Origin of the sequence: Phenylobacterium sp. J367 (assembly GCF_024699985.1) — a bacterium.
Taxonomy (GTDB): Bacteria; Pseudomonadota; Alphaproteobacteria; order Caulobacterales; family Caulobacteraceae; genus Phenylobacterium.
Genome location: NZ_JAJONA010000001.1, coordinates 2,363,342 through 2,387,476, shown reverse-complemented (window position 1 = coordinate 2,387,476; position 24,135 = coordinate 2,363,342). Strand labels below are relative to the sequence as shown.

General features: G+C 70.9%; 26 protein-coding genes and 1 pseudogene. 13 read left to right on the top strand and 14 right to left on the bottom strand.

Going from position 1 to position 24,135, the window contains the following annotated elements; all coding sequences use genetic code 11:
* The first annotated feature begins 178 nt into the window (after nt 1-178).
* Nucleotides 179-637, top strand: a complete 459-nt coding sequence (locus LRS04_RS12860; protein ID WP_257816712.1) for a hypothetical protein — start codon at nt 179-181, stop codon at nt 635-637.
* Here LRS04_RS12860 and LRS04_RS12855 read toward each other — a convergent pair.
* A complete protein-coding gene (locus tag LRS04_RS12855; protein WP_257816711.1) occupies nt 615-1,601 on the bottom strand; it encodes a phosphatidylinositol-specific phospholipase C1-like protein in 987 nt (328 codons plus the stop codon). The genes LRS04_RS12860 and LRS04_RS12855 overlap by 23 nt on opposite strands.
* A 266-nt stretch (nt 1,602-1,867) precedes the next feature.
* Between LRS04_RS12855 and LRS04_RS12850 the strand changes: the two genes are divergently transcribed.
* The 5 genes from LRS04_RS12850 to LRS04_RS12830 all read left to right on the top strand — a co-directional run bounded on the left by LRS04_RS12850 (nt 1,868) and on the right by LRS04_RS12830 (nt 6,773).
* The gene (locus LRS04_RS12850; protein WP_257816710.1) at nt 1,868-2,155 is read left to right on the top strand and encodes a hypothetical protein; all 288 of its coding nucleotides are present in this window, start codon (nt 1,868-1,870) and stop codon (nt 2,153-2,155) included.
* A 426-nt stretch (nt 2,156-2,581) separates the two neighbouring features.
* Nucleotides 2,582-3,925 carry an EAL domain-containing protein gene (locus LRS04_RS12845; protein WP_257816709.1) on the top strand — a complete coding sequence of 448 codons (1,344 nt, stop codon included), beginning with the start codon at nt 2,582-2,584 and terminating at the stop codon, nt 3,923-3,925.
* Between the two features lie 205 nt (nt 3,926-4,130).
* A complete protein-coding gene (locus tag LRS04_RS12840) occupies nt 4,131-5,459 on the top strand; it encodes an elongation factor G (protein ID WP_257816708.1) in 1,329 nt (442 codons plus the stop codon).
* Nucleotides 5,460-5,474: 15 nt separating this feature from the next.
* Nucleotides 5,475-6,161, top strand: a complete 687-nt coding sequence (locus LRS04_RS12835) for a hypothetical protein (RefSeq protein WP_308238136.1) — start codon at nt 5,475-5,477, stop codon at nt 6,159-6,161.
* Nucleotides 6,162-6,362: 201 nt separating this feature from the next.
* Nucleotides 6,363-6,773, top strand: a complete 411-nt coding sequence (locus LRS04_RS12830) for a VOC family protein (protein WP_257816707.1) — start codon at nt 6,363-6,365, stop codon at nt 6,771-6,773.
* Here LRS04_RS12830 and LRS04_RS12825 read toward each other — a convergent pair.
* Together LRS04_RS12825 and LRS04_RS12820 are read right to left on the bottom strand one after the other, a co-directional pair.
* On the bottom strand, nt 6,730-7,371 hold the full coding sequence (locus LRS04_RS12825; protein ID WP_257816706.1) for a glutathione S-transferase family protein: 642 nt from the start codon (nt 7,369-7,371) through the stop codon (nt 6,730-6,732). The two genes, LRS04_RS12830 and LRS04_RS12825, sit on opposite strands and share 44 nt — an antisense overlap.
* Before the next feature lie 87 nt (nt 7,372-7,458).
* Nucleotides 7,459-8,076, bottom strand: a complete 618-nt coding sequence (locus LRS04_RS12820; protein ID WP_257816705.1) for a DUF2306 domain-containing protein — start codon at nt 8,074-8,076, stop codon at nt 7,459-7,461.
* 157 nt (nt 8,077-8,233) lie between these two features.
* Between LRS04_RS12820 and LRS04_RS12815 the strand changes: the two genes are divergently transcribed.
* Nucleotides 8,234-8,989 (top strand): LytTR family DNA-binding domain-containing protein, encoded by a 756-nt coding sequence (locus LRS04_RS12815; protein ID WP_257816704.1) that lies wholly within the window; start codon nt 8,234-8,236, stop codon nt 8,987-8,989.
* 150 nt (nt 8,990-9,139) lie between these two features.
* Here the strand turns inward: LRS04_RS12815 and LRS04_RS12810 are convergent, their stop codons facing one another.
* Together LRS04_RS12810 and LRS04_RS12805 are read right to left on the bottom strand one after the other, a co-directional pair.
* Nucleotides 9,140-10,843 carry a DUF885 family protein gene (locus tag LRS04_RS12810; RefSeq protein ID WP_257816703.1) on the bottom strand — a complete coding sequence of 568 codons (1,704 nt, stop codon included), beginning with the start codon at nt 10,841-10,843 and terminating at the stop codon, nt 9,140-9,142.
* Nucleotides 10,844-10,975: 132 nt separating this feature from the next.
* The gene (locus LRS04_RS12805) at nt 10,976-12,784 is read right to left on the bottom strand and encodes a DUF885 family protein (RefSeq protein ID WP_257816702.1); all 1,809 of its coding nucleotides are present in this window, start codon (nt 12,782-12,784) and stop codon (nt 10,976-10,978) included.
* 26 nt (nt 12,785-12,810) lie between these two features.
* Here LRS04_RS12805 and LRS04_RS27920 point away from each other — a divergent pair.
* A pseudogene (locus tag LRS04_RS27920) lies at nt 12,811-12,921 on the top strand (hypothetical protein); the annotation flags it as partial.
* On the opposite strand, the gene LRS04_RS12800 reads toward LRS04_RS27920, so the two are convergent.
* Nucleotides 12,918-14,774: a DUF885 family protein gene (locus tag LRS04_RS12800; protein ID WP_257816701.1), complete on the bottom strand. Its 1,857-nt coding sequence runs from the start codon at nt 14,772-14,774 to the stop codon at nt 12,918-12,920. The pseudogene LRS04_RS27920 and the gene LRS04_RS12800 overlap by 4 nt on opposite strands.
* Before the next feature lie 199 nt (nt 14,775-14,973).
* Here LRS04_RS12800 and LRS04_RS12795 point away from each other — a divergent pair, with 199 nt between their 5' ends.
* Both LRS04_RS12795 and LRS04_RS12790 read left to right on the top strand, forming a co-directional pair.
* Nucleotides 14,974-16,269: a M20/M25/M40 family metallo-hydrolase gene (locus tag LRS04_RS12795; protein ID WP_257816700.1), complete on the top strand. Its 1,296-nt coding sequence runs from the start codon at nt 14,974-14,976 to the stop codon at nt 16,267-16,269.
* Nucleotides 16,266-17,450 (top strand): TIGR03862 family flavoprotein, encoded by a 1,185-nt coding sequence (locus tag LRS04_RS12790; RefSeq protein WP_257816699.1) that lies wholly within the window; start codon nt 16,266-16,268, stop codon nt 17,448-17,450. The genes LRS04_RS12795 and LRS04_RS12790 overlap by 4 nt, the downstream gene beginning before the upstream one ends.
* On the opposite strand, the gene LRS04_RS12785 is transcribed toward LRS04_RS12790, so the two are convergent.
* Both LRS04_RS12785 and LRS04_RS12780 read right to left on the bottom strand, forming a co-directional pair.
* Nucleotides 17,444-17,713 carry a dodecin domain-containing protein gene (locus LRS04_RS12785; protein WP_308238135.1) on the bottom strand — a complete coding sequence of 90 codons (270 nt, stop codon included), beginning with the start codon at nt 17,711-17,713 and terminating at the stop codon, nt 17,444-17,446. The genes LRS04_RS12790 and LRS04_RS12785 overlap by 7 nt on opposite strands.
* A gap of 89 nt (nt 17,714-17,802) precedes the next feature.
* A complete protein-coding gene (locus tag LRS04_RS12780; protein ID WP_257816698.1) occupies nt 17,803-18,684 on the bottom strand; it encodes a TauD/TfdA family dioxygenase in 882 nt (293 codons plus the stop codon).
* Nucleotides 18,685-18,733: 49 nt separating this feature from the next.
* Here LRS04_RS12780 and LRS04_RS12775 point away from each other — a divergent pair, with 49 nt between their 5' ends.
* From LRS04_RS12775 to LRS04_RS12765, 3 genes are read left to right on the top strand one after another with little or no spacing between them, the layout of a single operon-like run.
* Nucleotides 18,734-19,567: a phytanoyl-CoA dioxygenase family protein gene (locus LRS04_RS12775; RefSeq protein ID WP_257816697.1), complete on the top strand. Its 834-nt coding sequence runs from the start codon at nt 18,734-18,736 to the stop codon at nt 19,565-19,567.
* A 39-nt stretch (nt 19,568-19,606) separates the two neighbouring features.
* Entirely contained in the window at nt 19,607-20,662 is a 1,056-nt protein-coding gene (locus LRS04_RS12770) for a hypothetical protein (RefSeq protein ID WP_257816696.1), read from the top strand.
* The gene (locus LRS04_RS12765) at nt 20,565-21,098 is read left to right on the top strand and encodes a hypothetical protein (RefSeq protein ID WP_257816695.1); all 534 of its coding nucleotides are present in this window, start codon (nt 20,565-20,567) and stop codon (nt 21,096-21,098) included. The genes LRS04_RS12770 and LRS04_RS12765 overlap by 98 nt, the downstream gene beginning before the upstream one ends.
* Nucleotides 21,099-21,198: 100 nt before the next feature.
* Here the strand turns inward: LRS04_RS12765 and LRS04_RS12760 are convergent, their stop codons facing one another.
* The 6 genes from LRS04_RS12760 to LRS04_RS12735 form a co-directional block, all read right to left on the bottom strand.
* The gene (locus LRS04_RS12760; RefSeq protein ID WP_257816694.1) at nt 21,199-21,570 is read right to left on the bottom strand and encodes a DUF6481 family protein; all 372 of its coding nucleotides are present in this window, start codon (nt 21,568-21,570) and stop codon (nt 21,199-21,201) included.
* On the bottom strand, nt 21,570-21,842 hold the full coding sequence (locus tag LRS04_RS12755) for a hypothetical protein (RefSeq protein ID WP_257816693.1): 273 nt from the start codon (nt 21,840-21,842) through the stop codon (nt 21,570-21,572). The genes LRS04_RS12760 and LRS04_RS12755 overlap by 1 nt, the downstream gene beginning before the upstream one ends.
* Before the next feature lie 22 nt (nt 21,843-21,864).
* Nucleotides 21,865-22,077 (bottom strand): hypothetical protein, encoded by a 213-nt coding sequence (locus tag LRS04_RS12750; RefSeq protein ID WP_257816692.1) that lies wholly within the window; start codon nt 22,075-22,077, stop codon nt 21,865-21,867.
* 52 nt (nt 22,078-22,129) lie between these two features.
* Nucleotides 22,130-22,339: a cold-shock protein gene (locus LRS04_RS12745; protein WP_257819097.1), complete on the bottom strand. Its 210-nt coding sequence runs from the start codon at nt 22,337-22,339 to the stop codon at nt 22,130-22,132.
* Nucleotides 22,340-22,573: 234 nt separating this feature from the next.
* Nucleotides 22,574-23,305, bottom strand: a complete 732-nt coding sequence (locus tag LRS04_RS12740; RefSeq protein ID WP_257816691.1) for a dienelactone hydrolase family protein — start codon at nt 23,303-23,305, stop codon at nt 22,574-22,576.
* Nucleotide 23,306: 1 nt separating this feature from the next.
* The gene (locus LRS04_RS12735) at nt 23,307-24,125 is read right to left on the bottom strand and encodes an SDR family NAD(P)-dependent oxidoreductase (protein ID WP_257816690.1); all 819 of its coding nucleotides are present in this window, start codon (nt 24,123-24,125) and stop codon (nt 23,307-23,309) included.
* Between the last annotated feature and the right edge of the window lie 10 nt (nt 24,126-24,135).

Below are 24,135 nucleotides of genomic sequence, written 5' to 3'. Positions count from 1 at the left end.
CGACACGGGCCCGACCCAAGCTCAGCTGAACCGGCGTCCTCCAAAGACGTTCTTACCCCCTCGCAGGGGGACGGGAAGTCTTTGGAGGTGCGCCCATGCGTACGACGCTGATCGCGGCCCTGGCGGGCGCCCCCTCGTCTTCTCTGGGGCTCTGCCGGTCGCGGCGAACGCGCAGGCGTTGGCCGCGCCGCTTGAACAAGCGCCCGCGCCGCCGCTCGAAGAGCTCCCCCAGCACGTCGACATCCCACCGCCCGACGGCCCGCCGTCGGCCGAGGTTCCGACCGTGGCGGTCCCCGCCGATCCCGCGGTGGCCGGCCCGCAGCCGGGCGATCCGGCGCCCCCGCCTCAGGCCGAGGGCAAGTCCAAGAAGAAGAAGCTCGACGTCGCCAAGACCGGCGGCGGCATGGCCGGCGGCCTGGTGGGCAAGACCCTGGGCGCCGCGGGCGGCCCGGTCGGCAGCATCGCCGGCGGCATGGTCGGCAACACCCTCGGCAAGGCCACCGTCAGCGTCGCCCGCAAGGTGCTGGGCGGCGACAAGAAGAAGAAGGACAAGGCCGAGGTCGAGGTGGCGGAGGCCCCGCCGGCCACCGACGTGGCGGCGACCGAGCCCGCCCCTATCGCGACCGCGCCGGACTGATCCGCGCCACGCCGCCGCCCGGCAGGCGGGCGGTGTAGGCGGGGAAGCGCGGATCGGGCTGCATGTAGTCCGTGGAGACGTACTGTGCGCCGGAGGCGAAGGCCGCGGCCTGGCGGCGGCGGTCGCCGGTGCGGGCCTCCACGGTGTCCGCGTCGGCGCGGGTGCGGACGATCAGGCCGGCGCGGACGGCGGCGGCGATGCGGGCCTGCTGCTCCACCGGCTCGTTCAGGGTGATGTAGGCGGCGGCCGGCGCGTCCTCCCCGATGTTCACGAAGGCCGCGCGGCCCTCCAGCGAGGGCCGGTCGCCCAGGTAGCGCGCGACCTGCTCCGGCGGGCAGTCGCAGGCGAACATCACCTTGCCCCGGGCGGCGCCAAGGGTGGGCCAGGCGCCGGCGGCGACGGCGGCCTTCAGGGTCGGGTGGCGGCCGCGCACGCTGTCCGGGGTGATCAGGGCGGTCTCCGGAAAGGCGGCGCGGATCTCGGCGTCGATCCGGTCCATGGCGGCGGCGTCGAACACCGGGGCCACCACGCCGCCCGGCACGCCGGTCGGACCTTCCTTGAGGTTCAGCAGGATCAGCAGGGGGACGTGGTCGGGATGGGCCTGCGACCAGGCGCGGATCTCGCCGAGGCAGTCGGCGAAGAGGTTGCACACCGCGCGGTAGTCGACGTCCTGGGCGTGGAGCACCTTGAGGCCGGGCTTCCGCAGGGCCGTGAAGTCGTAAGGGTCGCCGTCCTTCGCCAGGCGGTGGAACACGGGGTCGGCGTAGCGGCCGGTCTCCGGGTCGAGGAGGAGGTCGATCTCGAGCTGGCGGGCGCCGTCGTCGAGCTGGGCGGCGAGCGGGCGGTGGCTGTAGTCGAGGGTGTCGGCGGTCCTCGGATTGGCCGCCCTGAGCAGCGCCATCTCCTTCGGCGCGATGGCCAGCTTGTAGGAATTGTGGGTGCCGACCGCCTGCAGGGCGTTCATCGGCAGGGCGTCGGCGGCGGCGCGCGTGCAGCCGGCCTCCCCCGAGGGGACGCTCCAGGTCGCACGCGGCGGAGACGGCGGGGCTGGCGAGCAGAAGCGGGGCGAGGAGGGCTGAGACGATCATGGGGCTGACGGTCGCAAGCCTGGACCGGTTCGGCGACAGAAATTTCACCGCCCGCTAACCATAAACCCCCAGTTGCGATAGCTAAACTTTAAGACGTGAACCACTAGCCTGCTAACGACTGGAGTAGGCCGAGGCGTCCGAGATGAACGACGACATCGCCGCCAGCCGCCGCGACCTCGTCGCGCGGGTGGCGACCCTGGAGCTGCTGGTCTCAGACCTGATCGACCTGCTGTGGAAGGTCGACGCCGAGGGCATGGAACGGCTGGCGGCCGAGGCCGCGCAGGACCTGGAGATTCAGAACAGCCGGGTGCTGGGCGCCGCCGAGCATCAGCGCGAGCGGCTGTTCACCGTGCTGGCCGAGCGGAAGCGCAAGCTGAAGCATCGCCGGCGCGGCGCCCGCGAGGACGAGCCGCAGGCGATCCCGGCCTAGATCCTGGCGAGATGAGACGCCCTTCCCGTCCGGCGCAACCGCGGGAAGGCGGTTGGAGGGCGCCGGGTCAGAGCTCCCCGCCCGGGCCGGCGCCCCCCTTTTCTCCTGATCGGACAACCGGTTCGGCGGCAACCGAGGGTTAATCGCATCCCTGTAGCTTGCCGGCCGACAGTCTCGCCTGGGAGGGCTCCTTGACGATCGCCGTGTCCCGGCTGCTCGGCCTCGCGTTCGCGAACGCCGACCTCCTGCTGGAGGTCGGGGCGGACGGGCGCATCGCGCTGGCGCTCGGCGCCAGCGAGGTCGTCTCGGGCGCCGCCGAGGGCGAGCTGGTGGGCCGCGCCTGGGCCGACTTCATCCACGCCGACGACATGGCCATGGTCGAGGCCCTGTTCGAAGGCCTCGAGGAGGGGCGCCCGCAGCCGCCCGGTGATCGCCCGCCTAGCCGCGCCCAGGGACGGCGGCGACCGGGCGGTCTCGATCTGCGCCTTCCGCCTGCCGGAGAACGCCGGCGCGGTCTCCTGCTCGCTGTCGCGGGCCTCGACCGGCAACGCGCCCAGGAGCGGCGCGCTGCAGGACCGCGAGGCCTTCGAGGAGCTGGCGGTCACCCTGCTCAAGACCGCCCAGTCGGACGGCCACGAACTCGAACTGGCCATGGTCGACATGGAAGGCCTGGAGGCCGCCCGGAAAGGCGCCTCCCCGGCCGACCGCGCGGCCCTGGACCGCAAGCTCTCCGGCGCGCTGCGGGCCGAAGCCTATGGCGGGGCGGCGGCGACGGCGCTGGGCGACGAGCGGTTCGCCCTGGTCCGCGCCCGCGGCGAGGCCATGAGCGCCCTCGTCCAGCGGGTGACCAAGCTGGTCAACGCCGGGACCGCCGGCCAGATCACCGCCACGGCCGAGGCAGTGCCGCTGAAGTCGGACGGCGACCGCCAGGCGGTGCGGGCGCTGCGTTACTGCCTCGACACCTTCCTCAAGGAGGGCCCGGGCGCGAACATGCCGACGACGCTGAGCGACGCCCTGTCGAAGTCGATGGAGAAGACCCTCGACGAGGTCGGCGCCCTGGGCTCGGCGATCCGCAACCGGGAGTTCCACCTCGTGTACCAGCCGGTGATCGCGCTCCAGACCGGCGGCCTGCACCATTACGAGGCCCTGGTCCGGTTCGGCGACGGCAGCCCCTTCCCGCTGATCCGCATGGCCGAGGAGATGGATCTGATCGAGAGCCTCGACCTGGCGATCCTGGAGCGCGCGCTCGAGACCCTGGTCCAGCGGCCCGGCCTGAAGCTGGCGGTCAACGTCTCGGGGCGAACCATCGCCAGCAGCGACTTCATCGAGAACGCGACCCGGGCGATCGCCGCCTATCCGAAGGCCCGCGGGCGGCTGATGTTCGAGCTCACCGAGAGCGCGGCGCTGGAGGACCTGAAGGTCGCCGACCGGCACCTGGGCGCGCTGCGCGACCAGGGCTGCGAGATCTGCCTGGACGACTTCGGGGCCGGGGCGGCGTCGCTGGCCTACCTGCAGCAGCTCAGGCTGGACGTGCTGAAGATCGACGGCCGCTACATCCGCGACCTGCAGCGCGGCGGCCGCGAGGCGACCTTCGTCAAGCACCTGGTCTCCATGTGCCAGGAGCTGAAGATCCGCACGCTCGCCGAGATGGTCGAGACCGAGGAGGCCGAGGCCGCCGTCCGCGAGGCCGGCGTGGACTACGCCCAGGGCTGGTTCTACGGCGCGGCCTCCGACGACCTCGACTGGTCGCCGGGCAAGAAGGCGGCGTGAGCCCTACCCCTCCCCTGAAGGGGAGGGATGGCTGCGATCACCGGCCCGTGAACGCGGCGCCGCTAGCCGACGGCAATCCACAGGCGTAGCGTTTTCCCAGAGGCGGCGTCGGCCAGCCTGTTCTGGTCCCTGACCGCCCTTTCATCGCGCCGAGGAGGCGTCGTCGGAGTGCCTCCCAGCGCCACAGGTGATGGGAGGACCCAACATGCCAATCCAGACCCAGGGGTCGGTTCGGGCGCTCGCGCTCGTCGGCCCCACGAGCGCCGGCAAGACCACGCTGATGGAAGCCCTGCTGCTGGCGACCGGCGCGACGCACGCGCGGGCCGGCGGCGGCGGCGAGATGGTGGGCGACTCGAGCCCCGAGGCGCGCGCCCGCGGCCATTCCGTCGAGCTGAACCTCGCCGGCTTCGACTTCATGGGCGACCGCTATGCGGTGATCGACTGCCCGGGCTCGCTGGAGTTCTGCGCCGACACGGACGCGGCGCTGGCGGCGGTGGACCTGGCGATCGTCGTGGCCGAGCCCGATCCCAACAAGGCCCAGCTCCTGCAGCCGACCCTGCGCGAGCTGGAGCGGCTGGGCGTGCCGCACGCCCTCTTCATCAACAAGATGGACCAGGCCCGCGGCTCCCTGCAGGAGCTGCTGGACGCGCTCGCACCCGTAAGCTCCGCGCCTCTGGTGGCCCGGCAGATCCCGACCTGGGAGGGCGAGCACGTCACCGGCTTCATCGACCTGGCCCTGGAACGCGCCTTCGTCTACCGGCCGGGCGAACCCCTGCAGGTGGAGATCCCCGCGGACCTGAAGGACGCCGAGGCCGAGGCGCGCTTCCACATGCTGGAGCAGATCGCCGACTTCGACGACGACCTCCTGGAACAGCTCCTTTCCGACGTGACGCCCTCGGTGGACGCGGTGTTCGGCGACCTGGTGCGCGAGATGCAGGAAGGGCTGATCGTGCCGGTGTTCTTCGGCTCGGCCTCCAACGGCTTCGGCGTGCAGCGCCTCCTCAAGGCCCTGCGCCACGAGGCGCCGCTGGCCGACAAGGCGGCGGAGCGGCTGGGCGTCACCAAGGGCGCCTATGTGCTGAAGGCGGCCTATGCGGGCCAGTCCGGCAAGCTCGCCTATGCGCGGGTGTTTGGCCAGAAGCTGGACGACGGCGCCGAGCTGGTGCTGCCCACCGGCGACCGCTCGCGGGTCGGGGGCCTGTTCTCCGTGCAGGGCGCGACACTGAAGAAGGTCACCGCCGCGCCGGTCGGCGAGGTGGTGGCGATCGGCAAGGTCGAGCAGGCCTCGGCCGGGCAGATCCTGTCGCTCACCGGCCAGGCCCAGCAGCTCAAGAACGAGGTGCGGCCGAGGCGGCCGCTGTTCGCCGTGGCGCTCTCGGCCCACAACCGCAAGGACGACGTCAGGCTGTCCGGCGCGCTCAACAAGCTGATCGAGGAGGACCCGGGCCTGTCGCTGACCCACGACGCGGAGGCCCGCCAGGTGCTGCTGGCCGGCCAGGGCGAGGGCACCTGCGGTTGGCCCTCGAGCGGCTGAAGCGCCGGTTCGGGGGTGGAGATCGACACCGCCGACCCGAAGACGCCCTACCGCGAGACCATCCAGCGGGGCGTCGCCCACCGGGCGCGGCACAAGAAGCAGTCCGGCGGCCACGGCCAGTTCGCCGACGTCTCCATCGAGGTGAAGCCCCTGCCCCGCGGCTCCGGCTTCTCGTTCGTCTCCAAGGTGGTCGGCGGCGCGGTGCCCAAGCAGTGGATTCCGGCCGTCGAGCAGGGCGTCCGCGACGGGTTGGAGAAGGGGCCGCTGGGCTTCCCCGTCACCGACCTGGAGGTGACCCTGGTGGACGGCCAGACCCACAGCGTCGACTCCTCCGAAATGGCCTTCCGGATCGCCGGGAAGCTGGCCATCGACGAGGCGCTCAAGCAGTGCGGCTCGACGCTGCTGGAGCCGATCGAGAAGCTGACGGTCTATTCGCCGAGCCCCAGCGCCTCGAACGTGACGTCCGCGCTCACGGCCCGGCGTGGCCAGATCCTGGGGCTCGCGCCCCGCGAGGACTGGCGCGGCTGGGAGCGGATCGAGGCCTACCTGCCGCAGAGCGAGCGCCAGCACCTGATCGCTGAGCTGCGCGGCCTGACCCAGGGCCTGGGCGCCTTCGAGGCCGACTTCGACCACATGAGCGAACTGACCGGGCGGCTGGCCGAGGAGGCGTCGAACGCCGCGCGGGCGGGGGCGACGGCCTGACCCCCACTCCTCCCCTGCGCAGCGGGGGAGGGGGGACCGCTCGCCGAGGCCGGCGCAAGCCGGCTGAAGAGCGCGCGGTGGAGGGGGCGAGCCGCGCGCACGGCCGGCCTCCGCCCCCTCCACCATCGGCTCTCCGCTACGCTCGGCCGACGGTCCCCCTCCCCCGTTCGCTGCCGCTCACAGGGGAGGTAAAAGGGGCGCATGACCCAGCGCCTGTCCCTCACCGCCCTGCTCGTCCGCGACTATGCGGAGGCGCGGGACTTCTACGTCGGCAAGGTGGGCTTCGACCTGGTCGAGGACACCGACATGGGGGGCGGCAAGCGCTGGGTGGTGGTGCGGCCGCCAGGGTCGGACGCCGGCCTGCTGCTGGCCAAGGCCAATGCCGAGCAGGCGCGCGCGGTGGGTGACCAGGCGGCGGGGCGGGTGTTCCTGTTCCTGGAGACCGACGACTTCGACCGCGATCATGCGCGCATGACCGCGGCCGGGGTCCGCTTCCTGGAAGAGCCGCGACGGGAGCCCTACGGGACCGTCGCGGTGTTCGAGGACCTCTACGGCGCCAAGTGGGACCTTATTCAGCGGGCTCCGGCTGCGGCTGCTGCGCCGCCGCGATGAGGCCGTCGTCGATCTCCGCCGCCCGCTTCGCCGCGGGCCTGGAGGTGTGGCGCTCAGCATAGGCCTCGAAGGCCGGGCGCTTCTCGAGCGTTCCGAACTGCATGCCCCAGGCGAGGTGAGAGGCGAGGTAGAGGTCGGCGGCGGTGAACGCGTCGCCGGCCACGAAGGCGCGGCCGTCGAGGGCGCCTTCCAGGGTGTCGAGCACACGGTCGAGATTGCCGTAGCCCAGCATCATCTCGCGCTCGGGCGGCGCCTCCCAGCCCATCGACTTGGCGCCCACCGCCTGCTCGATCGGGCCGGCGGCGAAGAACAGCCAGCGATAGTAGGGACCGCGGTCCTTGCTGCCAGGAGGCGGGGCGAGCCCCGCCTGCGGGAAGGCGTCGGCCAGGTAGGCGCAGATCGCGCCGCATTCGGTGACGACGGTGTCGCCGTGCTTGATGGCGGGCACCTTGCCCATGGGGTTCACGGCGAGGAAATCGGCGGACTTGTTGGCCCAGTCGACGAGCACCGTCTCGTAGGGCTGGCCCACCTCCTCGAGCATCCACCGGATGATCCGGCCGCGGGACATGGGGTTCGTGTAGAAGACGAGATCGGACATCGGGGTCTCCCTTCGGGGCTTCGTTCCAGCCAACCTTTGGGCACCCTAGACCCGGACTGCTGACAGCGGCATGTCAGCAGCGCGTGATCACGCGGCGGCCAGCGGGCGGAACAGGGTCCCGCGGCGCATCCAGAGCTCGACGACCAGCAGGTTGGGGATCCAGGAGATCCAGGCGGTGGCCACGTAGATCTGCTCGAAGGTCAGGCCGGCCATGATGCCGATCGGCAGGTAGAGGCGCAGCGTCACCGCCGCGAAGGTGAGCGCGAAGGAGCGGATCATCCAGCGGCGGTGCTCGTCGAAACGCCGGGCGCGCGCGGTCAGCCAGCCCTGGGCGGTGGTGTAGATCCAGGCGGGCGCGAGCAGGCCGAAGCCTACGGCCGCGATCGTGCCGGCGGTGGTCCCCATGGCCAGGACCAGACCCGAGACCCCGCCGACCAGGCAGGCGACGGCATAGGCGCGGCCGGCGTAGCGGTGGACGCGCGGCGCACGCCGGCGGAGCGCCGGCAGGAACTGGAAGGGGCCGAGCAGCAGGGCGGTGGCCGCGCCGCCCGCATGCACCATCAGCCAGGGCCGCGCAAAGAGGTTGGCCAGCACGCCGTCGGCCATCGGCCCGACCTGCGGCAGGTAGCGGTAGGAATAGATGGCCACGCCCATGCTCAGGAAGGCGGCGAGGCTCCAGCCGGCGGTGGCGAGGGGACGGCTCATGCGACGCTCCGGTTTCGACGGGCGCTGGATCGCCGGAACCGCCGTCGGGCGTCGAGGGGCGAACCCGCGAATGGCGCCGTCGCTTCGCGAACGGATGCGGGCTTTTCGCAAGTCGTGCAGGATCGGACGCGAACGATTCACCGGGTCCGGAGCCTGGATGCCGCCGACCGCCCTGCCCGCCTGGACGCGCCGCCTGGCCGCCGACGTCGCGCTCTATGTGGCGATCGGCGTGGTCATGGCCTTCCTCGGGCCCTTCGGGTCGTCGCAGCGGCCGCTGGAGGAGCGCTTCGTCTACTGGTTCGTCTGCATGGTGGGCGGCGGCCTGATCGGCACGGCGATCGACGAGCCGCTGCGCCGCGCGGTCAACCACTTCTGGCTGCGGGTGACGATGGCCAGCGTGCTGATGACGCCGTTCGTGACCGTGCTGGTGGGCGTGACCAACCATGTGATGACCGAGATGCGGCTGGGACCCGAGAACATCGCCCAGCCGTGGTTCCAGGTGTTCGTGGTCAGCTTCGCCACCATGACCTTCCGCCAGTTCGCCTGGGCCCACAGGCCGGTGGTGGTGGAGGTGGAGCGGCCGCCGGCGGAAGACCCGGCGGCGGCGTTCCGCAAGCGGCTGTCGGCCAAGCGCCGCGCCGCGGCCCTGATCGCCGTGGAGGCCGAGGACCACTACCTGCGCGTCCACACCGACGCGGGGGAAGAGCTGGTGACCGCCCGGTTCGGCGACGCGCTGTCGGAGCTGGCCGGCGTGGCCGGGTTCCAGACCCACCGGTCCTGGTGGGTGGCCGCCGACGCCATCGACGAGGTCGCCTGGCTGCGCGGCCGGGGCGAGGCGAAGCTGAAGTGCGGTCTGGTGGTCCCGGTCAGCCGCAGCAACGCGCCGGCGCTGAAGGACGCGGGGTGGTTTTAGGGTCCCTCCCTTAATGGGGAGGGACAGCGCGCGGCACGCGCGCAGGGTGGGGAGGCGTGGGGCGAGGTCTGAGAGTCAGCGCTTGGACGCAACTCCCCCACCCCGCTCGCCTGCGGCGAGTCGACCCTCCCCATTAAGGGAGGGACAGGGCTACCCCTGTCCCTGAACCCACGCGTCCACGTGGCGCTCCAGCACCGTCAGCGGCATGGCGCCGGAGAGCAGGACGGCGTCGTGGTAGGCCTTGAGGTCGAACTTCGGGCCGAGCTTCTTCCTCGCGTCCTCGCGGACCTTGGCCCAGACGGTGTGGCCGACCTTGTAGGAGTTGGCCTGGCCGGGGCTGGAGAAGTAGCGCTCCACCTCACGCTGGGCGCGGGTCGGCGTGTTGCCGATGGTGTCGACCATGTACTGGGTGGCCTGGGCCCGGGTCCACCGCTTGGCGTGGATGCCGGTGTCGGTGACCAAGCGGGCGGCGCGGAACAGCAGCGACTGCAGGTAGCCGGCCTGGCCCAACGGGTCGCCCTCGTAGGCGCCCATCTCGTCGGCAAGCTGTTCCGAATAGAGCGCCCAGCCCTCCGAGAAGGCCGAGAAGCCGAAGCCGGTGCGGCGCAGGATCGGAATACGGTCGCTCTCCTGGGTCAGCGCGACCTGCAGGTGGTGGCCCGGAACGGTCTCGTGGACGGCGAGGGTCTTCAGGTTGTAGCGCGGCCAGTCCGACGTCTCTTTGAGGTTGATGTAGAAGGCCGCGGGCCGGGAGCCGTCGAGGGCGGCCGACTGGTAGTAGCCATTGGCCGCGCCGTCCTGGATGAACACCGGCACGCGCCGGACCTCGACCTTGGCCTTGGGCAGGGTCGCGAAGGCGCGCGGCATGAGGGCATAGAGGTCGGCCACGTCCTTGTTGAGGTCGGCGAGCAGCCGGGCGCGGCCTTCGTCGGTGGCCGGATAGACCTGCTTGGGATCGTTGTTCAGCGCCACGAGACGCTGGCCGACGGTCCCCTGCGTCAGGCCCTGGCCCTTCAGGATGGTGTCCAGGCGGGCGTTGATCTCGGCCACCTGGTCGAGGCCCATCTGGTGGACCTGGTCGGGCGTGTAGTTGGTGGTGGTCGAGGCCTTCACGCAGTCGGCGTAGTAGGCGTCGCCATTGGGCAGCGCCCAGACGCCGGTGTCCGGTTTGGCGAGCCGGCGCGCGGCCTGCATGCCGGCGATCTGCCGGTCGAGGGCCGGGAACACCTCGCCCGAGACGATCTTCTCGGCGCGCGCGGCCCAGTCGCCGGGCAGGTTGGCGGCGGCGGCCTTCTTGGCGATCGAGGTCACCATGATGGTCGAGGCCGCCGGCTGGTCGCGGAGCGCCTTCATCTGGCCGACAGCCAGGTCGCAGACGAAGTCGGGCGGCACGACGCCGGCCGCGACGTCGATGCGCTGGCGCTCCAGGTCGTTGTCCATGGACCGGGCGAAGGCCGACAGGCGCGAGAGGTAGGCCTCGGCGTCGGCGGCGCCCGCCACCTTGTGCTGGCTGTCCAGGAAGTCGGGGATGTTGGCGTAGGATCCCGAACGCTGGCTGATCACGTACGGATTGAAGTTGCCGCCGGTGTCGCCAAACTTCCACCTGTCGCCCGCCGCGACGCTGCGCTCCTGCTGGTAGAGCACGACGTCGAGGTCCACCTTCGAGGAGGCCGAGAGCTTCGACCGGTCGATGGCCTTCAGCTCGCCCAGCCACTTGCGGGAGCGCCCCAGCCGGCGGGCCTTGGCGGCGAGCGAATTGTCGTCGAGCTGGGCCTTGAGGCCGGCGCGGACGCCCTTGTCGAGGCCGAGCGAGGTGGCGAACCGCGGGCTGTCGTCGACGAGCGTCTCGAACATGCCGTCGAGCTGGGCGCGGAGCCTGGCGTCCTCGGTGTTGGCCTGGGCCAGCGCCGGGGTCGCGGCGACGAGCCGCTGCGCCCGCCGAGGTGAGCAGGAAGCTGCGGCGGTCGAGGTGGGTCATCGGGATACTCAGGCCTTGTTCGCGGCGATGTGCCGGTCGACCACGCCTTCCAGCACGGTCAGGGGCATGGCGCCGCCCAGGAGGACGGCGTCGTGGAACTTGCGCAGGTCGTAGCGGGCGCCGAGCTGGGTCTTGGCCTTCTCGCGCAGGCGCAGCCAGGTGAGCTTGCCGACCATGTAGCTGCAGGCCTGGGCGGGGCGCACGCAGTAGCGCTCGATCTCGGTGGTGGCCGAGGAGACCGGGCTGCCGTCGATGGACACCATGGTCTCGACGGCCTTCTCGCGGCTCCAGCGCTTGGCGTGCAGGCCGGTGTCGACGACGAGTCGCGCGGCGCGGAACAGGGCCGCCTGCAGCATGCCGACCTCGCCCAGCGGGTCGCCCTCGTACATGCCCATCTCGCGGGCCAGCTCCTCGGTGTAGAGCGCCCAGCCCTCGGCGAAGGCCGGGAAGCCGGCCGTGCGGCGGAGCATCGGGCCGTCGCCCTCCTGCTGCAGGGTGCGCTGCAGGTGATGGCCCGGGATGCTCTCGTGGTAGGTGAGCGTCTTCAGCGTCCAGGTGGGGTTCTCGGCGCTGTCGCGCAGATTGATCCAGTAGATGCCGGGCCGCGAGCCATCGAGGGCGGGGCGGTTGTAGTAGCCGCCGGGCGCGCCGGCCTCGATGAACTTCGGAACGCGGCGGATCTCGACCGGGGCCTGCGGGAGTTGGCCGAAGTACTCGGGCAGCTTCGGCCGGATGGCCTCCACATAGGTGTTGAGGTCGGCGATGAGCTGTTCCTTCGCCGCGTCGGTGTTGGCGTAGTGGTATTTCGTCTCCTTGAAGAGCGCGGCGATCCGCTCGCCCACCGAGCCCTGGGTATAGCCCTGACCTTTCAGCAGGACGTCGGCGCGGGCGGACAGCGACTTCGCCGTCTCCAGGCCGAGCTCATGGACCTCGTCGGCGCTGAGCGTCGTGGTGGTCATGTTCTTCAGCGCATGGCGGTAGAGCGCCTCGCCGTCGGGGAGCTTCCAGCAGCCGGCGTCGTGGGTGGCCTGGGGCCGCAGGCTCTCCAGGAGCGCAATCTGGCGCTCCAGCGCCGGCAGCACCTTGCCGGTGTAGATGTCGGATGCCTGGCCGACGTAGTCGCCCCGGATGCCCTTCTCCCCGGCCCGCTTGCCGACCGAGGTGACGAGCACCGACTGGCCGGGCTCGGTGCGCAGGCCGCGCATCTGGGTGAGCGCCTTGTCGATGATGAAGTCCGGCGGGACCACGCCCTTGGCCACGTCATGGCGGACGCGCTCCACCTCCTCGTCCATGACGGTGGCGAAGGCTTCAAGGCGGGCCAGGTAGGCGTCGGCGTCGGCCTTGGTCTCGATCTCGTGCTGGGTGTCGAGGAAGTCCGGCTTGTCCTGGTAGGCGCCGGTGAGCTGGGAGAGGACGTAGGGCTCCTGGCCGAAGGCGTCGCCGTAGCCGAACCTCGCGCCCTCGGCATTGGTGCGGGCGGTGAACAGGACGGCTTCCCAGTCCGAGCGGCTGCGCGGGCTGAGCTTCCGCGGATTGATGGCCTGGAGGCGCCTGAGCTGGCTCGCATTGCGGGCCCGGTCCTCGGCGAGGTCGGCGAGGCTCTCGGAGTTCAGCTTCGACTTGGCGGCCGCGCGGGCCCCCTTGTCGAGGCCCAGCCGCGTCACCTGCTCGGGCGAGGCGTCCAGCGCTTCCTCGTACATGGCGTCGAGCAGGGCGCGGAGCTTGGCGTCCTCGGCCGAGCCCTGGGCCAGCGCCGGACCCGCGAGGGCCGCCGCGGCGGAAGTGAGCAGGAAACCCCGCCGGTCGATCTGGCTCATCAATGTCCTCACTCAAATCAAACTGGTGTCATCCCGGCCGAAGCGAAGCGGAGAGCCGGGACCCAGGGCGACTGCAGTGCGTCCGCCCCTGGGTCCCGGATCGGCCTTTGGCCGTCCGGGATGACAGGATCTTCTAGCTGCTCTTCGACGCGGCGATGAACTGGTCGACGCGGTGCTCCAGCACCGCCAGCGGCATGGAGCCTGAGAGCAGCACGGCGTCGTGGAACTTGCGGGCGTCGTAGGCCGGGCCGAGCGCCGCCTTCGCCTTCTCGCGCAGGCGCAGGATGGTGACCTTGCCGACCATGTAGCTGCACGCCTGGCCGGGCCAGACCGAGTAGCGCTCGATCTCCTGGGCCGAGAGCGAGGGCGGATCGCCGTCGATGTCGGAGAGCGTTGTGATCGCCTTCTCGCGGCTCCAGCGCAGATTGTGCAGGCCGGTATCGGTGACGAGGCGGCCGGAGCGCAGCAGGGCGTCGTGGATGTAGCCGAGTTCGCCCAGCGTATCGCCCTGGTACATACCCATCTCCTGGGCCACCTGCTCGGTGTAGAGCGCCCAGCCCTCGACGTAGGCGCCGTAGCCCATGACCCGCCGGATCATCGGCAGGTCGGCCTCGCGCTGGATGGAGATCTGCATGTGGTGGCCGGGCACGCCCTCGTGGAAGGTCGTGGTCGGCATGAACCAGTAGGGCGCTTCGGCCGTGTCGCGCAGGTTGATCCAGTAGATGCCGGGGCGCGAGCCGTCGAGGCTGCCCTCGGAGTAGTGGGTGGAGGAGCCCTGCTCGGTCTCCTTGGGGATCCGGCGGATCTCCAGCTTGGCCTTGGGAAGCGTCGCGAACTGCTCGGGAAGCCGCGCCTCCATCTTCTGGACGAGCTTGTTCAGCTCGCCGATCAGCTGGGCCTTGCCGGCGTCGGTGTTGGGATAGACGCCGGTCTTCGACTTGTAGAGCCGGTCGTAGCGCTGGCCGACCCCGCCGCGGGTGTAGCCCATCTTCTTGAACAGAACGTCGGCGCGGGCGTGCAGCTCGCGCGTGACGTCGAGGCCGAGCTGGTGGACCTCGGCCGGCGTCATGTTGGTGGTGGTCTGGCTGCGCAGCGCCAGCGCGTAGTAGGCCTCGCCGTCGGGCAGCTTCCAGCAGCCGGCGTCGTGGGTGGCGCGGGGCAGCAGGCTTTCGAGGAGCGCGATCTGGCGGTCGATGGCCGGGACCACCGCGGCGTCGTAGACGCGGGTCGCCTCGCCGCGCCAGTCGCCCTGGATGTTCTTCGCGGTCGTGCGGTCGGTGAGGTTGCGGATCAGCGCGGATCTGTCGGCCGGGGCCCGCAGGACCTTCATCTGGGCGATCGCGCCCTTCAGCGCATAGTCCGGCGGGATGACGCCCAGGCCCGCGTCGCGGCGGACGCGCTCGTTCTCCTGGCCCATCAGGCGGGCGAAGGCTTCCATCCGCGACACATAGGCCTCGGCGTCCTCGCGGGTCTCGACGGTGTGCTGGGCCGAGAGAAAGTCGGGGATCTCCTGCCAGGCGCCGGTGATCTGGGACAGGACATAGGGGCTGCCGGCCCCCTCCCCGCCGTACTGGAAGCGGGCGTCGGCCTCGGCCTGGACCTCCATGCCGTAGGCCATGCTGTCGTAGTTGACGAGCGACATGCCGGAGAGCCTGGAGCGGTCGATCTTCTTCAGCCGGGCCAGCATATCGGCGTTGCGGCGGCGCCGGCGGTCCAGCGCCTCGACGGAGCCGTCGTGGAGCTGGCCCTTGGCGCCGGCGCGCTCGCCGGTGTCGAGGCCGAGGGAGGTGACGAGCTCCGGGCTGTCCTTGAGCGCCTCCTGGAAGACGTCGTCGAGGAAGGTCGCGAGTTCCTGCTCAGCCGTGGGCGGCGGCGGGGCGGGCGGCGGCGGCGCGGCGGCCACCGGCGGCGGCGGCGGCTCGGCGGTGGCGCAGCCGGCCAGCGCGAGGCCGGCGGCGGCGGTCAGCATGAGGTTGCGGCGGCTCAGCATCGGCGTTCCCCCATCCGGCGTTTCCACCGGTGTCACATTGTGACGCGAAGGCGTAAGGGGGTGGGGCCGGGGCGGCAAGCCCGGGTGGAGTTTCGGTCGTTAAATTCCCGTAATGCGCAAGCATTGTCCCCGCGAGGCTGGTCCGGGACGGCGAGATCGGCTCATATGCGGCCGCTTTTTGCGCAAGGATTCCAGATCTATGTTCTCCGTCCCGCGTTACGCGCTCGTGTCCGTCCTGGCCCTGACCATCGCCACCGGCGCCGCCGCGCAGGGACGCGGCGCGACGCCTGAGCAGACCGTCCAGAAGCTGGTGGCCAGCGCGCCGTTCAAGGCCGCGGTCGCCAAGCTGGACGCCGATCATGCGCGGACGGTGGAGGACACCATCACGCTCACCGAGATCCCGGCGCCGCCGTTCAAGGAGGAGGCGCGGGCCAAGGCCTACATGGAGATGCTGAAGGCCCACGGCCTGAGCGACGTGGAGATGGACGCCGAGGGCAACGTCATGGGCCTCCGCCGCGGCACGGGCCCGGCCGGCGGCAAGGTGGTGGTGCTGGCCGCCCACCTCGACACGGTGTTCCCGGAAGGCACCAACGTGAAGGTGCGCCGCGAGGGGACCAAGCTGCACGCCCCGGGCGTCGGCGACGACACCCATTCGCTGGCCGTGCTGCTGGCCTACGTCCGCGCCCTGGACGCGGCGAAGATCAAGACCAAGCGGGACATCCTGTTCGTCGGCAACGTGGGCGAGGAAGGCCCGGGCGACCTGCGCGGGGTGAAGTTCATCTTCAACAAGGGCAAGTACAAGGATCGCGTCCACGCCTTCTTCTCGATGGACGGGACGTCCGCCGAGCGCGTGACCTTCGGCGCCGTCGGCTCCAAGCGCTACCGCGTCACCTTCAACGGGCCGGGCGGCCACAGCTACGGCGCCTATGGGACCGTGAATCCGATGGCGGCCATGGGGACGACGGTGGTCGAGATGAACAAGCTGACCACGCCCGCCAAGCCCCGGACCACCTATGCGACCAGCGTGGTGGGCGGCGGCACGTCCGTGAACTCGATCCCCGAGGCCATCTGGCTGGAGGTCGACATGCGGTCTGAATCCAAGGAGGAGTTGGACAAGCTGGACGGCAAGTTCCTGGGCATCGTGAAGGACGCGGTGGCGGCCGAGAACAAGGCCCGCAACACCCGCTTCGGCCAGATCAGCGCCGACGTGAAGATGATCGGCGAGCGGCCGACCGGGGCGACCCGCGAGGACGCCGAGATCGTGCGCGCCACCACCGCGGCGGTGAAGGCCGCCGGCTACACCCCGATCCTGGGCGCCAGCTCGACGGACAGCAACATCCCCATCAGCCTGGGCATCCCGGCGGTGACCATCGGCTCGGGCGGCACCGGCGGCCGGGCGCACGCGCCGGACGAATGGATCGACGTGGAGAAGGGCCCGTCGGTGCGCGGCCAGGCGGTCGGCCTCGCCGCCGTGCTCGCCATGGCAGGGGTGTGACCAAGACCGCAGCCGTGGTCGGCGCCGGGCCCGCGGGCCTGATCGCCGCCGAGACCCTGGCCCGGGCGGGCCTGGCCGTCACCGTCTACGAGAAGATGCCCTCGGTGGGCCGCAAGTTCCTGATGGCCGGCCGGGGCGGGCTGAACCTGACCCATTCCGAGGACCTGCCGCGGTTCCTCGGCCGCTACGGCGCGGCCGAGGCGTGGCTCGCGCCGATGGTCGCGGCCTATCCGCCGGCCGAGCTGGTCGCCTGGGCCGAGGGCCTGGGCCAGCCGACGTTCAAGGGGTCGTCCGGCCGGGTGTTCCCGAAGACGCTGAAGGCCTCCCCGCTGCTGCGCGCGTGGCTGCGGCGGTTGGCCGAGCTCGGTGTCGTCGTGCGGACGCGCCACGACTGGACCGGCTGGAACGCCGAGGGCGCCCTTACCTTCCGCACGCCCGAGGGCGAGATCGCGGTGACGCCGGACGCGACGCTGCTGGCGCTTGGCGGGGCGAGCTGGCCGAAGCTGGGCCCGGACGGGGCCTGGGCGGACCGGCTGGCGGGCGTCGCGCCGTTCCGCCCGGCCAATGTGGGCGTCGACGTGGCCTGGAGCGCGATCTTCCGCGACCGCTTCGAAGGCCAGCCGCTGAAGAATGTGGCGCTGAGCGTCGGGGAAGAGACCAGCCGCGGCGACGCCGTGGTCACCCGTTACGGCCTGGAGGGCGGCGCGGTCTATGCGATCGCGGCGGCCGTGCGCGACGCGGCCCCGACGACGGTGACCGTGGACCTGCGGCCCGACCAGACGATCCCCAAGCTCACCGACCGGCTGGCCCGGCCGAAGAAGGGCGAGAGCGCCGCCAACCACCTGCGCAAGGCGCTGAACCTCTCGCCGCTGGAGGTGAACCTGCTGCGCGAGGCGTTCGGAAAGGACCTGCCGATCGCCCCCGGCCCGCTGGCCCGGCTGATCAAGGCCGCGCCGTTGACGGTGACGGGGGTTCAGGGCCTGGTGCGGGCGATCTCCTCGGCCGGCGGGCTGACGCGCGAGGCCGTGGACGAGACCCTCATGCTTCGCGACCGGCCAGGCGTGTTCGCCGCCGGCGAGATGCTCGACTGGGAGGCGCCGACCGGCGGCTACCTGCTGCAGGCGAGCTTCGCCACCGGGGTGGCGGCGGCGAAGGGCCTGCTGAGCCGGCTCGGCTACTGAGCCGGCTCGGGGTGGGCGTAGCCGAACTCGACGCCCGGCCGGTCGGGCCGCATGACGTCGCTTTCGTACTTGAAGCTGACCCTGAGCTTGGTGCGGAAGGCCTCGATCTTCCCGTCGGCCCCCAGCGCGATGTCCTGCTCGACCACCTCGGCGATGCGCAGGTCGCGCAGGCTGTCGGCGGCGACGGCGAGCGCCTCGCGGGCCGCCTCCTCCCAGCTATTCCGGCTCGTGCCGATGATCTCGGTGACGCGATAGACGCTCATGCGGACCTCCGGTGTTCCCCGACGCCTCATGAGGCGCTTCCCGGCCGCACATGGCAAGGAACCGCGTCGCGCCATCACCTTGGCGCGCGCTAGCGAGCGCCCGCCAGCTCCACCTCGCGCGCCTGCTCGGCCATGGCGGGCCAGGGATCGACGGTGACGCGCCGCATGTGCCGGCGCTGGCCGGGGTAGTCGTTCAGCGCGAAGTGCCAGACCGAGCGGTTGTCCCAGAAGGCGACCGAGCCGGCGGTCCATGAGAACCGGCAGGTGAAGCCCTCGTAGCGGCAGTGGTTGAAGAGGTAGTCCAGGAGCGCCTTGGACTCCGACGTCTTCCAGCCGTCGATCCGGAGCGTGAAGGCCGGATTGACATAGAGCGCTTTGCGGCCGGTCTCGGGGTGGACGAGCACCATCGGGTGGACGTACTCGCCCACATAGCCGTCGGCCTCGGCCACCTGCATGCCGGCGCGCTTCTGGGCCGAGTGCCCCTGGGCGGAATATTCGCGGCTGGCCGAATGGACGGCCGAGAGGGTATCGAGCGTCGCCTTCAGGCCCGGCGACAGCGCGTCGTAGGCGGCGGCCTGGCTCGCGAACAGGGTGTCGCCGCCGAATTCCGGGATCTCCACGGCGTAGAGGATCGAGCCGATGGCCGGCGTCTCCAGGAAACTCATGTCGGAGTGCCAGCCGCCGCCGAAGTTCACCTTGTCGGCGGGCTCCTTGACGATCTCCATCACCTCGGGCTGGCCGGCCATGCCCGCCACGTAGGGGTGAATGTTGAGCGGACCGAAGCGGGCGCCGAACGCGGCCTGCTGGGCCGGGGTCAGCTCCTGATCGCGGAAGAAGATCACCTGGTGCTCGACCAAGGCCTTGCGGATCGCCGCAACGGTGGCGTCGGGAAGGTCGGCGGACAGGTCCACGCCGGAGATCTCCGCGCCGAGCGCGCCCGCCACGCGGCGGATCTTCAGGGTCCCGGTCATCGCCGTCCTCCGTGCTATGTTGAGGGAAAGAATAGGGAGAGGAGCGCCGATGGACAAACCCGTGGCTCGCTTCGACGCCGACGCCCACGCCGCGGAGATCCGGGCGCAGGGCTTCACGGTCATCCCCGACTTCCTGGACGCCGCGACGATCGACGAGGTGCGGGCGACGCTGGCCCCCTATCGCGACAGCCATCACGGGCGGAACGCCTTCGAAGGCTTCCTGACCGAGCGGGTCTATACGCTGGTGGCGCGGGGCCGGGTGTTCGAGCGGACGGCCGAGGACGCGCGGGTGCTGGCGGTGCTCGACCGCTTCCTGCAGCCCGGCTACCAGCTCACCGCCAGCCAGTCGATCCAGATCAATCCGGGCGAGGCGGCGCAGGCGATCCACGTGGACGACGGCTTCTACCGCCAGCCCAGGCCGCGGCCGGCGATCAGCTATACGCTCATCGCCGCGGTCGATCCCTTCACGGCGGAGAACGGGGCCACGGACGTGATCCCGGGCAGCCACCTCTGGGGCGACGCCGACGCGCCGGACCGGCCGCCGCAGGACGCGCTGGAAGCGATGCTGGTCCCGATGTCCCTGCCGGCCGGCGCGGCGTTCATCATGGCGGGCACGCTGCTGCACCGCGGAGGGGCGAACCGGTCGGACCGGCCGAGGCTGGCCTTCACCAACCAGTACTGCGAGCCCTGGGCCAGGACCCAGGAGGCCTGGCACCTCTCGATCCCGCGCGAGCAGGTGCGGGGCATGTCGCCCCGGCTGCAAAGCCTGCTGGGCTATGACATCTGGCCGCCGTTCATGGGGATGGTCTCCGGCTCGCATCCGCTGAAGGCCCTGGAGCCCGATTTCGTCCCGCCGGTGGTGGCGCAGCGGCCAACAAGCTGAGCCATTGCGCGGTGCGGCGAGCCATTGCAGGCTCGGCCGATGACGACACTTCTCCGCACCCGGATCGCCGCGCTGACGGCCGCACTCTGCCTCGCCGTCCCCGGCGCCGCCCTCGCCCAGACGACGGCGGAAGACGACTTCGCCGTGCTCGCCAAGACCGCGCAGTCCGGGAATGGTTGCGACAAGGAGAGCTTCGCGGCGCTGCTGGACCGGCGTGACTTCCGCACCCTGACGAGCCAGCAGCGGTCCTGGACCTACATGATGGCGGCGATGTGCGGCATCGAGCCGACCGCCGAGCTGGTCCGCAAGAGCACGGCGGAAAAGGAGGCCAGCGCGCTGGCGTGGACGACGCGCTTCATCGTCGCCAGCGAGATCGGCGATGTGAACGACGGCCTCCGGTCGCTGGAGGAAGCCGCCAAGCGCCGGGGCGATGGCAGCGCGATCATCTTCTCGGACAGCTCGCTGTTCGATTTCGCCCGGCTGGTGCGCGATGATCCGAAGCGCAAGCGGCGCTTCCTGGCCGCCCTCGACACCATCGACTGGAAACCCATGTCGCCGTTTGCAGGCGGCGACTACCTCTGGGTCGACTACGCCAGGATGCTGAAGGTCGATGGCGATCTCGCCAACGCGCGCCGCGTCGCCGGCCGCGTCAGGAGCGTCAGCTCGCATATCGAGCTGCGGTTGAACAACGACTACGCCGGGCTGACGGAGGACGGGCTCGCCCAGTTCGACAGCAAGGCCATCGCCGAGGCGGAGTTCGCCCGGGCGCGCGAGGCGCTGGACAAGGACCCCGACGACGGGCGCGGGGTTCTGGCGGTCGCGGCCGACCTGCGGCTCCTGGGCCGCAGCGAGGAGGCGCTGAAGCTGCTGGAGGCGCGGCTTGCCAAGCCGGGGCCGATCCCCGACGCCGAGGGGGGAGGACATCCGCAACTGGGTGCTGAACGACAAGGCCTATGCCCTGCGCGACCTGGGCCGGATGGACGAGGCCGCCGCGACGATGGCCGAGGCCGCGAAGCTGAAGGAAGGCCAGAGCGAGACGAACGTCAGCCAGAACATCAATCTGGCCGGCATCCTGAACGCCGCCGCCCGGCATGACGACGCGCTGGCGACCCTGGAGGCGATGGGCCCGAAGCCGAACCTGAGCGACTACGGCCATATGTGGCTGGCTGCGGAGCGCGTCTGCGCGCACTACGGCCGCAAGCAACCGCAGGCCGGCGCCGAGGCCCTGAAGTTCACCGCCGACCATGCCTCGGACAACGAGACCGCGCGCGCCAAGGCCCTGCTGTGCGCGGGCGACGCGGATGCGCTGGCCGCACGCTACATCGTGCGGCTGAAATCGGCCGACGATCGCGACTCAGCGCTGTTTGAACTCAGCCGGTTCCGCAGGGCGGCGCATACGCCCTTCGACGACGCGATCAGCCGGACCTTCGACCAGGTCCGCGAGCGGGCCGACGTGAAGGCGGCGGTGGCGCAGGTCGGCCAGACCGGGACCTTCCCGATCTGGGGCGGCGCGCTGATCGACTTCGACTAGAGTCCGCCACCGTGACGGCGGGCGGCGGACTTGCCGTCGGCCGGGCTTGGGGTGACGTCGCCGCGCAGGCCGAGCCGCGCGCGGGCGGTGGGACCGAAGTCTAGCGGCGCGCCTTGCGGGCGGCGTAGCGGGCGTCGCGCTTGGCCTGGGCCTCGGCCTTGGTCAGCGCCTTGCGTTCCTTGCGGGCGCCGCGCTTCAGGTCGAGGGCGGCGTCCTCGGCGGCCTTGATGGCGGCGGCGTCGGCGGCGAGCGCGTCGGCGGCGGCCTGCTGGCGCGCGGCCTTGGCGTCGGAGCGCTCGAGGCGGACGCGCGTGAGCTCGGCGGCGCGTTCGCTGGCGCGCTGGGCGGCGCGCTCGGCGATGTTCGGGTCGGCTACGGCGGCCTTCGGCTGGAACTTGGCGAGCTGGGCCTGGCGGGCCTCAGCCTGGGCCTGCAGCCGGTCGCCGAACGTATCCTTGAGAGCGCGTTTCATCAGTTCTCCAGCACGACGGCCGACGCCGCCGCGGGGGTTTCGGGCTCGGAATGTTCGGCCGCGATGGGCTGAACGACCGGGGTCTGGGCCACGAGGATCTGGGCGGCGCGCACGCTGCGGCGCTCCTCCTGCTCGGCGAGCTGGTTCCAGACCGCGGCGGACGCCTCGTGCAGCTCGCGCTGGTTGGCGAGCGGCGAGGCTTCGGCGGCAGAGGTCGCAGCCTCGGCCCGGGTCCGGTATTCGACGGCGCGCAGGTCCGACTTGACGGTCATCAGGACTCCCCGGCGCGAACGCCTAGAAAATGGTGGAGGAGACGCCCCAGAGGGCGCCGTTGATCTCGTCCGCCAGCCGCCGCGCCTCGACGAGGCTGACCCCGGGCTTGAGGTCGAGCGTGAAGAGCGAGTTGCTGTAGGACGAGGCGGCGCCGGTCGACGGCTCGAAAGCCAGATAGGGCTTGCCGTCCGGAGCCTGCTGCACGGTGCAGCGATGCTGTTGGTCGGGACTCATCGGGAGGACCCACAGAGGCGGAGCGGCCGCATGGCCGCTCCGACGCCGTGGCTCAGCTGACCTTGAGGTTGGCGGCCGACATCTTGCCGGAGCGCGCGTCGCGCTCGAGCTCGAAACCGACCTTCTGGCCCTCATGCAGGCCGCCGAGGCCCGCACGTTCGACCGCCGAGATGTGCACGAACACATCGCCGCCGCCCTGATCGGGCTGAATGAAACCAAAGCCCTTGGTGGGGTTGAACCACTTCACAGTACCGTCTTGCATCTTGTCGTCCCTTCCGGACACGAGTTCTCACGCCCCGGATGAGGCGGAAGATCAAATTTTCGGATAAGGTCGAAAGGCGTTTCCGGCGGATATTCAAAGATATCGGCTAGAACGGCACGCGAGCCGGATCGAGATTTGATGCGACGAAGATGGGCTAATTTCCATCCACATTCAAGGATTTTCTGGGAAAATATTTCCGACGATCAGAATTCACTCAGTATTTTCCTGGAATAATCAGCCCAGCTTTCGCCGCCACAGCGCGAACAGCCGCTCCCAGTGGCGCTCGGCGGCCGGCTTGTCGTAGGCGGCCCGTTGCGGGAAGGCGAAGCCGTGGTGGACGCCGGGATACCATTCGACCTCGGCGTCGGCCTTGCCCTTCAGGGCGGCCTCGAGCGCCTCGACCATCTCGCGCGGCGCATAGATGTCGGTCTCGGCGCAGGCGAAATAGACCTCGGCCCGGGTCTTCTGGGCGGCGATGTGCGGGCTCTCCGGCGCGTCGGTGACGAGGCTGACGCCGTAGATCGAGGCGGCGGCGGCGACCCTCGCGTTGCGGGCGGCGTAGGCGATCGCGTACTGGCCGCTCATGCAGTAGCCGAGGGTGGCGATCGGGCCCGGGCTGGCGGCCGGGTCGCGGTCGGCGAAGACCATCAGGCTGTCGGCGTCGTCCATGACGAGCGGGATCGAGAGCGACCCCATCAGATCGAACATCCGCGCGCGGGCCTCCGCCTCCGGCAGCGGCGGCAGGTCGGCGAGCTCCAGGACGCCGCGCCGGTAATAGAGGTTGGGCAGCATGACGTAGTAGCCGGCCGTGGCGATCCGGCGGGCCATGTCGCGCAGCTCCTCGCGGATCGCCGGGGCGTCCGTGAAGAACAGGATCACCGGATGCGGCGCGTCGCGCTCCGGGTGGACGATGAAGGTGGTGGTGGCGCCGTCCCTGGTGGGGATGTCGACGGTCTGCTCCAGCATCTCAGACCAGCTCCGCCGGCTGGATGGACAGGCCCTTCAGGAAGGGCTCGGCGTATTCGATGCGGCCGGTGAGCACCTTCGGGTCTCCGGACGCCAGACGATAGACGGCCTCGGCGATGACCTCGATGGGCTGGACGCGGGCCTTCGACTGCTCGTTGATCAGGCCGTGGACGGCGACGCCCGGCGTGTCCACGAGGCCCGGCGAGACGACGTTCACCGCGATGTCGTCGTCATAGACCTCGGCGGCGAGGCCGGTGGTGAAGCGCTCCAGCGCGGCCTTGCACATGCCGTAGACCGTACCGCCGCGGCCGCGGGCGAACGGCAGCTTCGGATGCAGTCCGGCCGGCGAGGAGATGTTGACGATCCAGCCCTGGCGGCGTTCGCGCATGGACGGCAGGACGAGCTGGGAGAGGTGGAACGGCGCCCAGACCTGGACCTCCATCATCAGCTTGAAGCGCTTCTCCGGGAAGGTCTCCACAGGGATGAAGAAGGTGACGGCGGCGTTGTTGATCAGGATGTCGACGGGCCCGTAGGCCTCGACGGCCTGGGCGACGAGCGCCTCGCGGTCCGCCTCCGAGGAGAGATCGGCCTTGATGAAGGTGGCCTCCCCGCCGGCGCGGCGGATGCGGCCCACGGTGTCGTGCAGCGTGCCCGGGAGCTTGCTGTCGCCGGTCTCGGCGGTGCGGGCCGAACAGACGACCTTGGCGCCCTCCATGGCGAGCCGCGCGGCGATCGCCTCGCCGATGCCCCGGCTGGCGCCTGTGACCAGCGCGGTGCGGCCGCGCAAGGCTCCATTGGGGTTGATGCGCGCCTCACCCATCACGTCCTCC

Coding starts and splice junctions, on each gene's coding strand:
- LRS04_RS12765 (WP_257816695.1), top strand. CDS start 20,565: ATGGCCGAGGCCGCGAAGCTGAAGGAAGGCCAGAGCGAGACGAACGTC.
- LRS04_RS12805 (WP_257816702.1), bottom strand. CDS start 12,784: ATGAGCCAGATCGACCGGCGGGGTTTCCTGCTCACTTCCGCCGCGGCG.
- LRS04_RS12820 (WP_257816705.1), bottom strand. CDS start 8,076: ATGAGCCGTCCCCTCGCCACCGCCGGCTGGAGCCTCGCCGCCTTCCTG.
- LRS04_RS12735 (WP_257816690.1), bottom strand. CDS start 24,125: ATGGGTGAGGCGCGCATCAACCCCAATGGAGCCTTGCGCGGCCGCACC.
- LRS04_RS12760 (WP_257816694.1), bottom strand. CDS start 21,570: ATGAAACGCGCTCTCAAGGATACGTTCGGCGACCGGCTGCAGGCCCAG.
- LRS04_RS12755 (WP_257816693.1), bottom strand. CDS start 21,842: ATGACCGTCAAGTCGGACCTGCGCGCCGTCGAATACCGGACCCGGGCC.
- LRS04_RS12850 (WP_257816710.1), top strand. CDS start 1,868: ATGAACGACGACATCGCCGCCAGCCGCCGCGACCTCGTCGCGCGGGTG.
- LRS04_RS12745 (WP_257819097.1), bottom strand. CDS start 22,339: ATGCAAGACGGTACTGTGAAGTGGTTCAACCCCACCAAGGGCTTTGGT.
- LRS04_RS12780 (WP_257816698.1), bottom strand. CDS start 18,684: ATGACCGGGACCCTGAAGATCCGCCGCGTGGCGGGCGCGCTCGGCGCG.
- LRS04_RS12840 (WP_257816708.1), top strand. CDS start 4,131: ATGCCAATCCAGACCCAGGGGTCGGTTCGGGCGCTCGCGCTCGTCGGC.
- LRS04_RS12750 (WP_257816692.1), bottom strand. CDS start 22,077: ATGAGTCCCGACCAACAGCATCGCTGCACCGTGCAGCAGGCTCCGGAC.
- LRS04_RS12815 (WP_257816704.1), top strand. CDS start 8,234: ATGCCGCCGACCGCCCTGCCCGCCTGGACGCGCCGCCTGGCCGCCGAC.
- LRS04_RS12775 (WP_257816697.1), top strand. CDS start 18,734: ATGGACAAACCCGTGGCTCGCTTCGACGCCGACGCCCACGCCGCGGAG.
- LRS04_RS12825 (WP_257816706.1), bottom strand. CDS start 7,371: ATGTCCGATCTCGTCTTCTACACGAACCCCATGTCCCGCGGCCGGATC.
- LRS04_RS12795 (WP_257816700.1), top strand. CDS start 14,974: ATGTTCTCCGTCCCGCGTTACGCGCTCGTGTCCGTCCTGGCCCTGACC.
- LRS04_RS12785 (WP_308238135.1), bottom strand. CDS start 17,713: ATGAGCGTCTATCGCGTCACCGAGATCATCGGCACGAGCCGGAATAGC.
- LRS04_RS12770 (WP_257816696.1), top strand. CDS start 19,607: ATGACGACACTTCTCCGCACCCGGATCGCCGCGCTGACGGCCGCACTC.
- LRS04_RS12810 (WP_257816703.1), bottom strand. CDS start 10,843: ATGTTCGAGACGCTCGTCGACGACAGCCCGCGGTTCGCCACCTCGCTC.
- LRS04_RS12800 (WP_257816701.1), bottom strand. CDS start 14,774: ATGCTGAGCCGCCGCAACCTCATGCTGACCGCCGCCGCCGGCCTCGCG.
- LRS04_RS12740 (WP_257816691.1), bottom strand. CDS start 23,305: ATGCTGGAGCAGACCGTCGACATCCCCACCAGGGACGGCGCCACCACC.
- LRS04_RS12830 (WP_257816707.1), top strand. CDS start 6,363: ATGACCCAGCGCCTGTCCCTCACCGCCCTGCTCGTCCGCGACTATGCG.
- LRS04_RS12855 (WP_257816711.1), bottom strand. CDS start 1,601: ATGAACGCCCTGCAGGCGGTCGGCACCCACAATTCCTACAAGCTGGCC.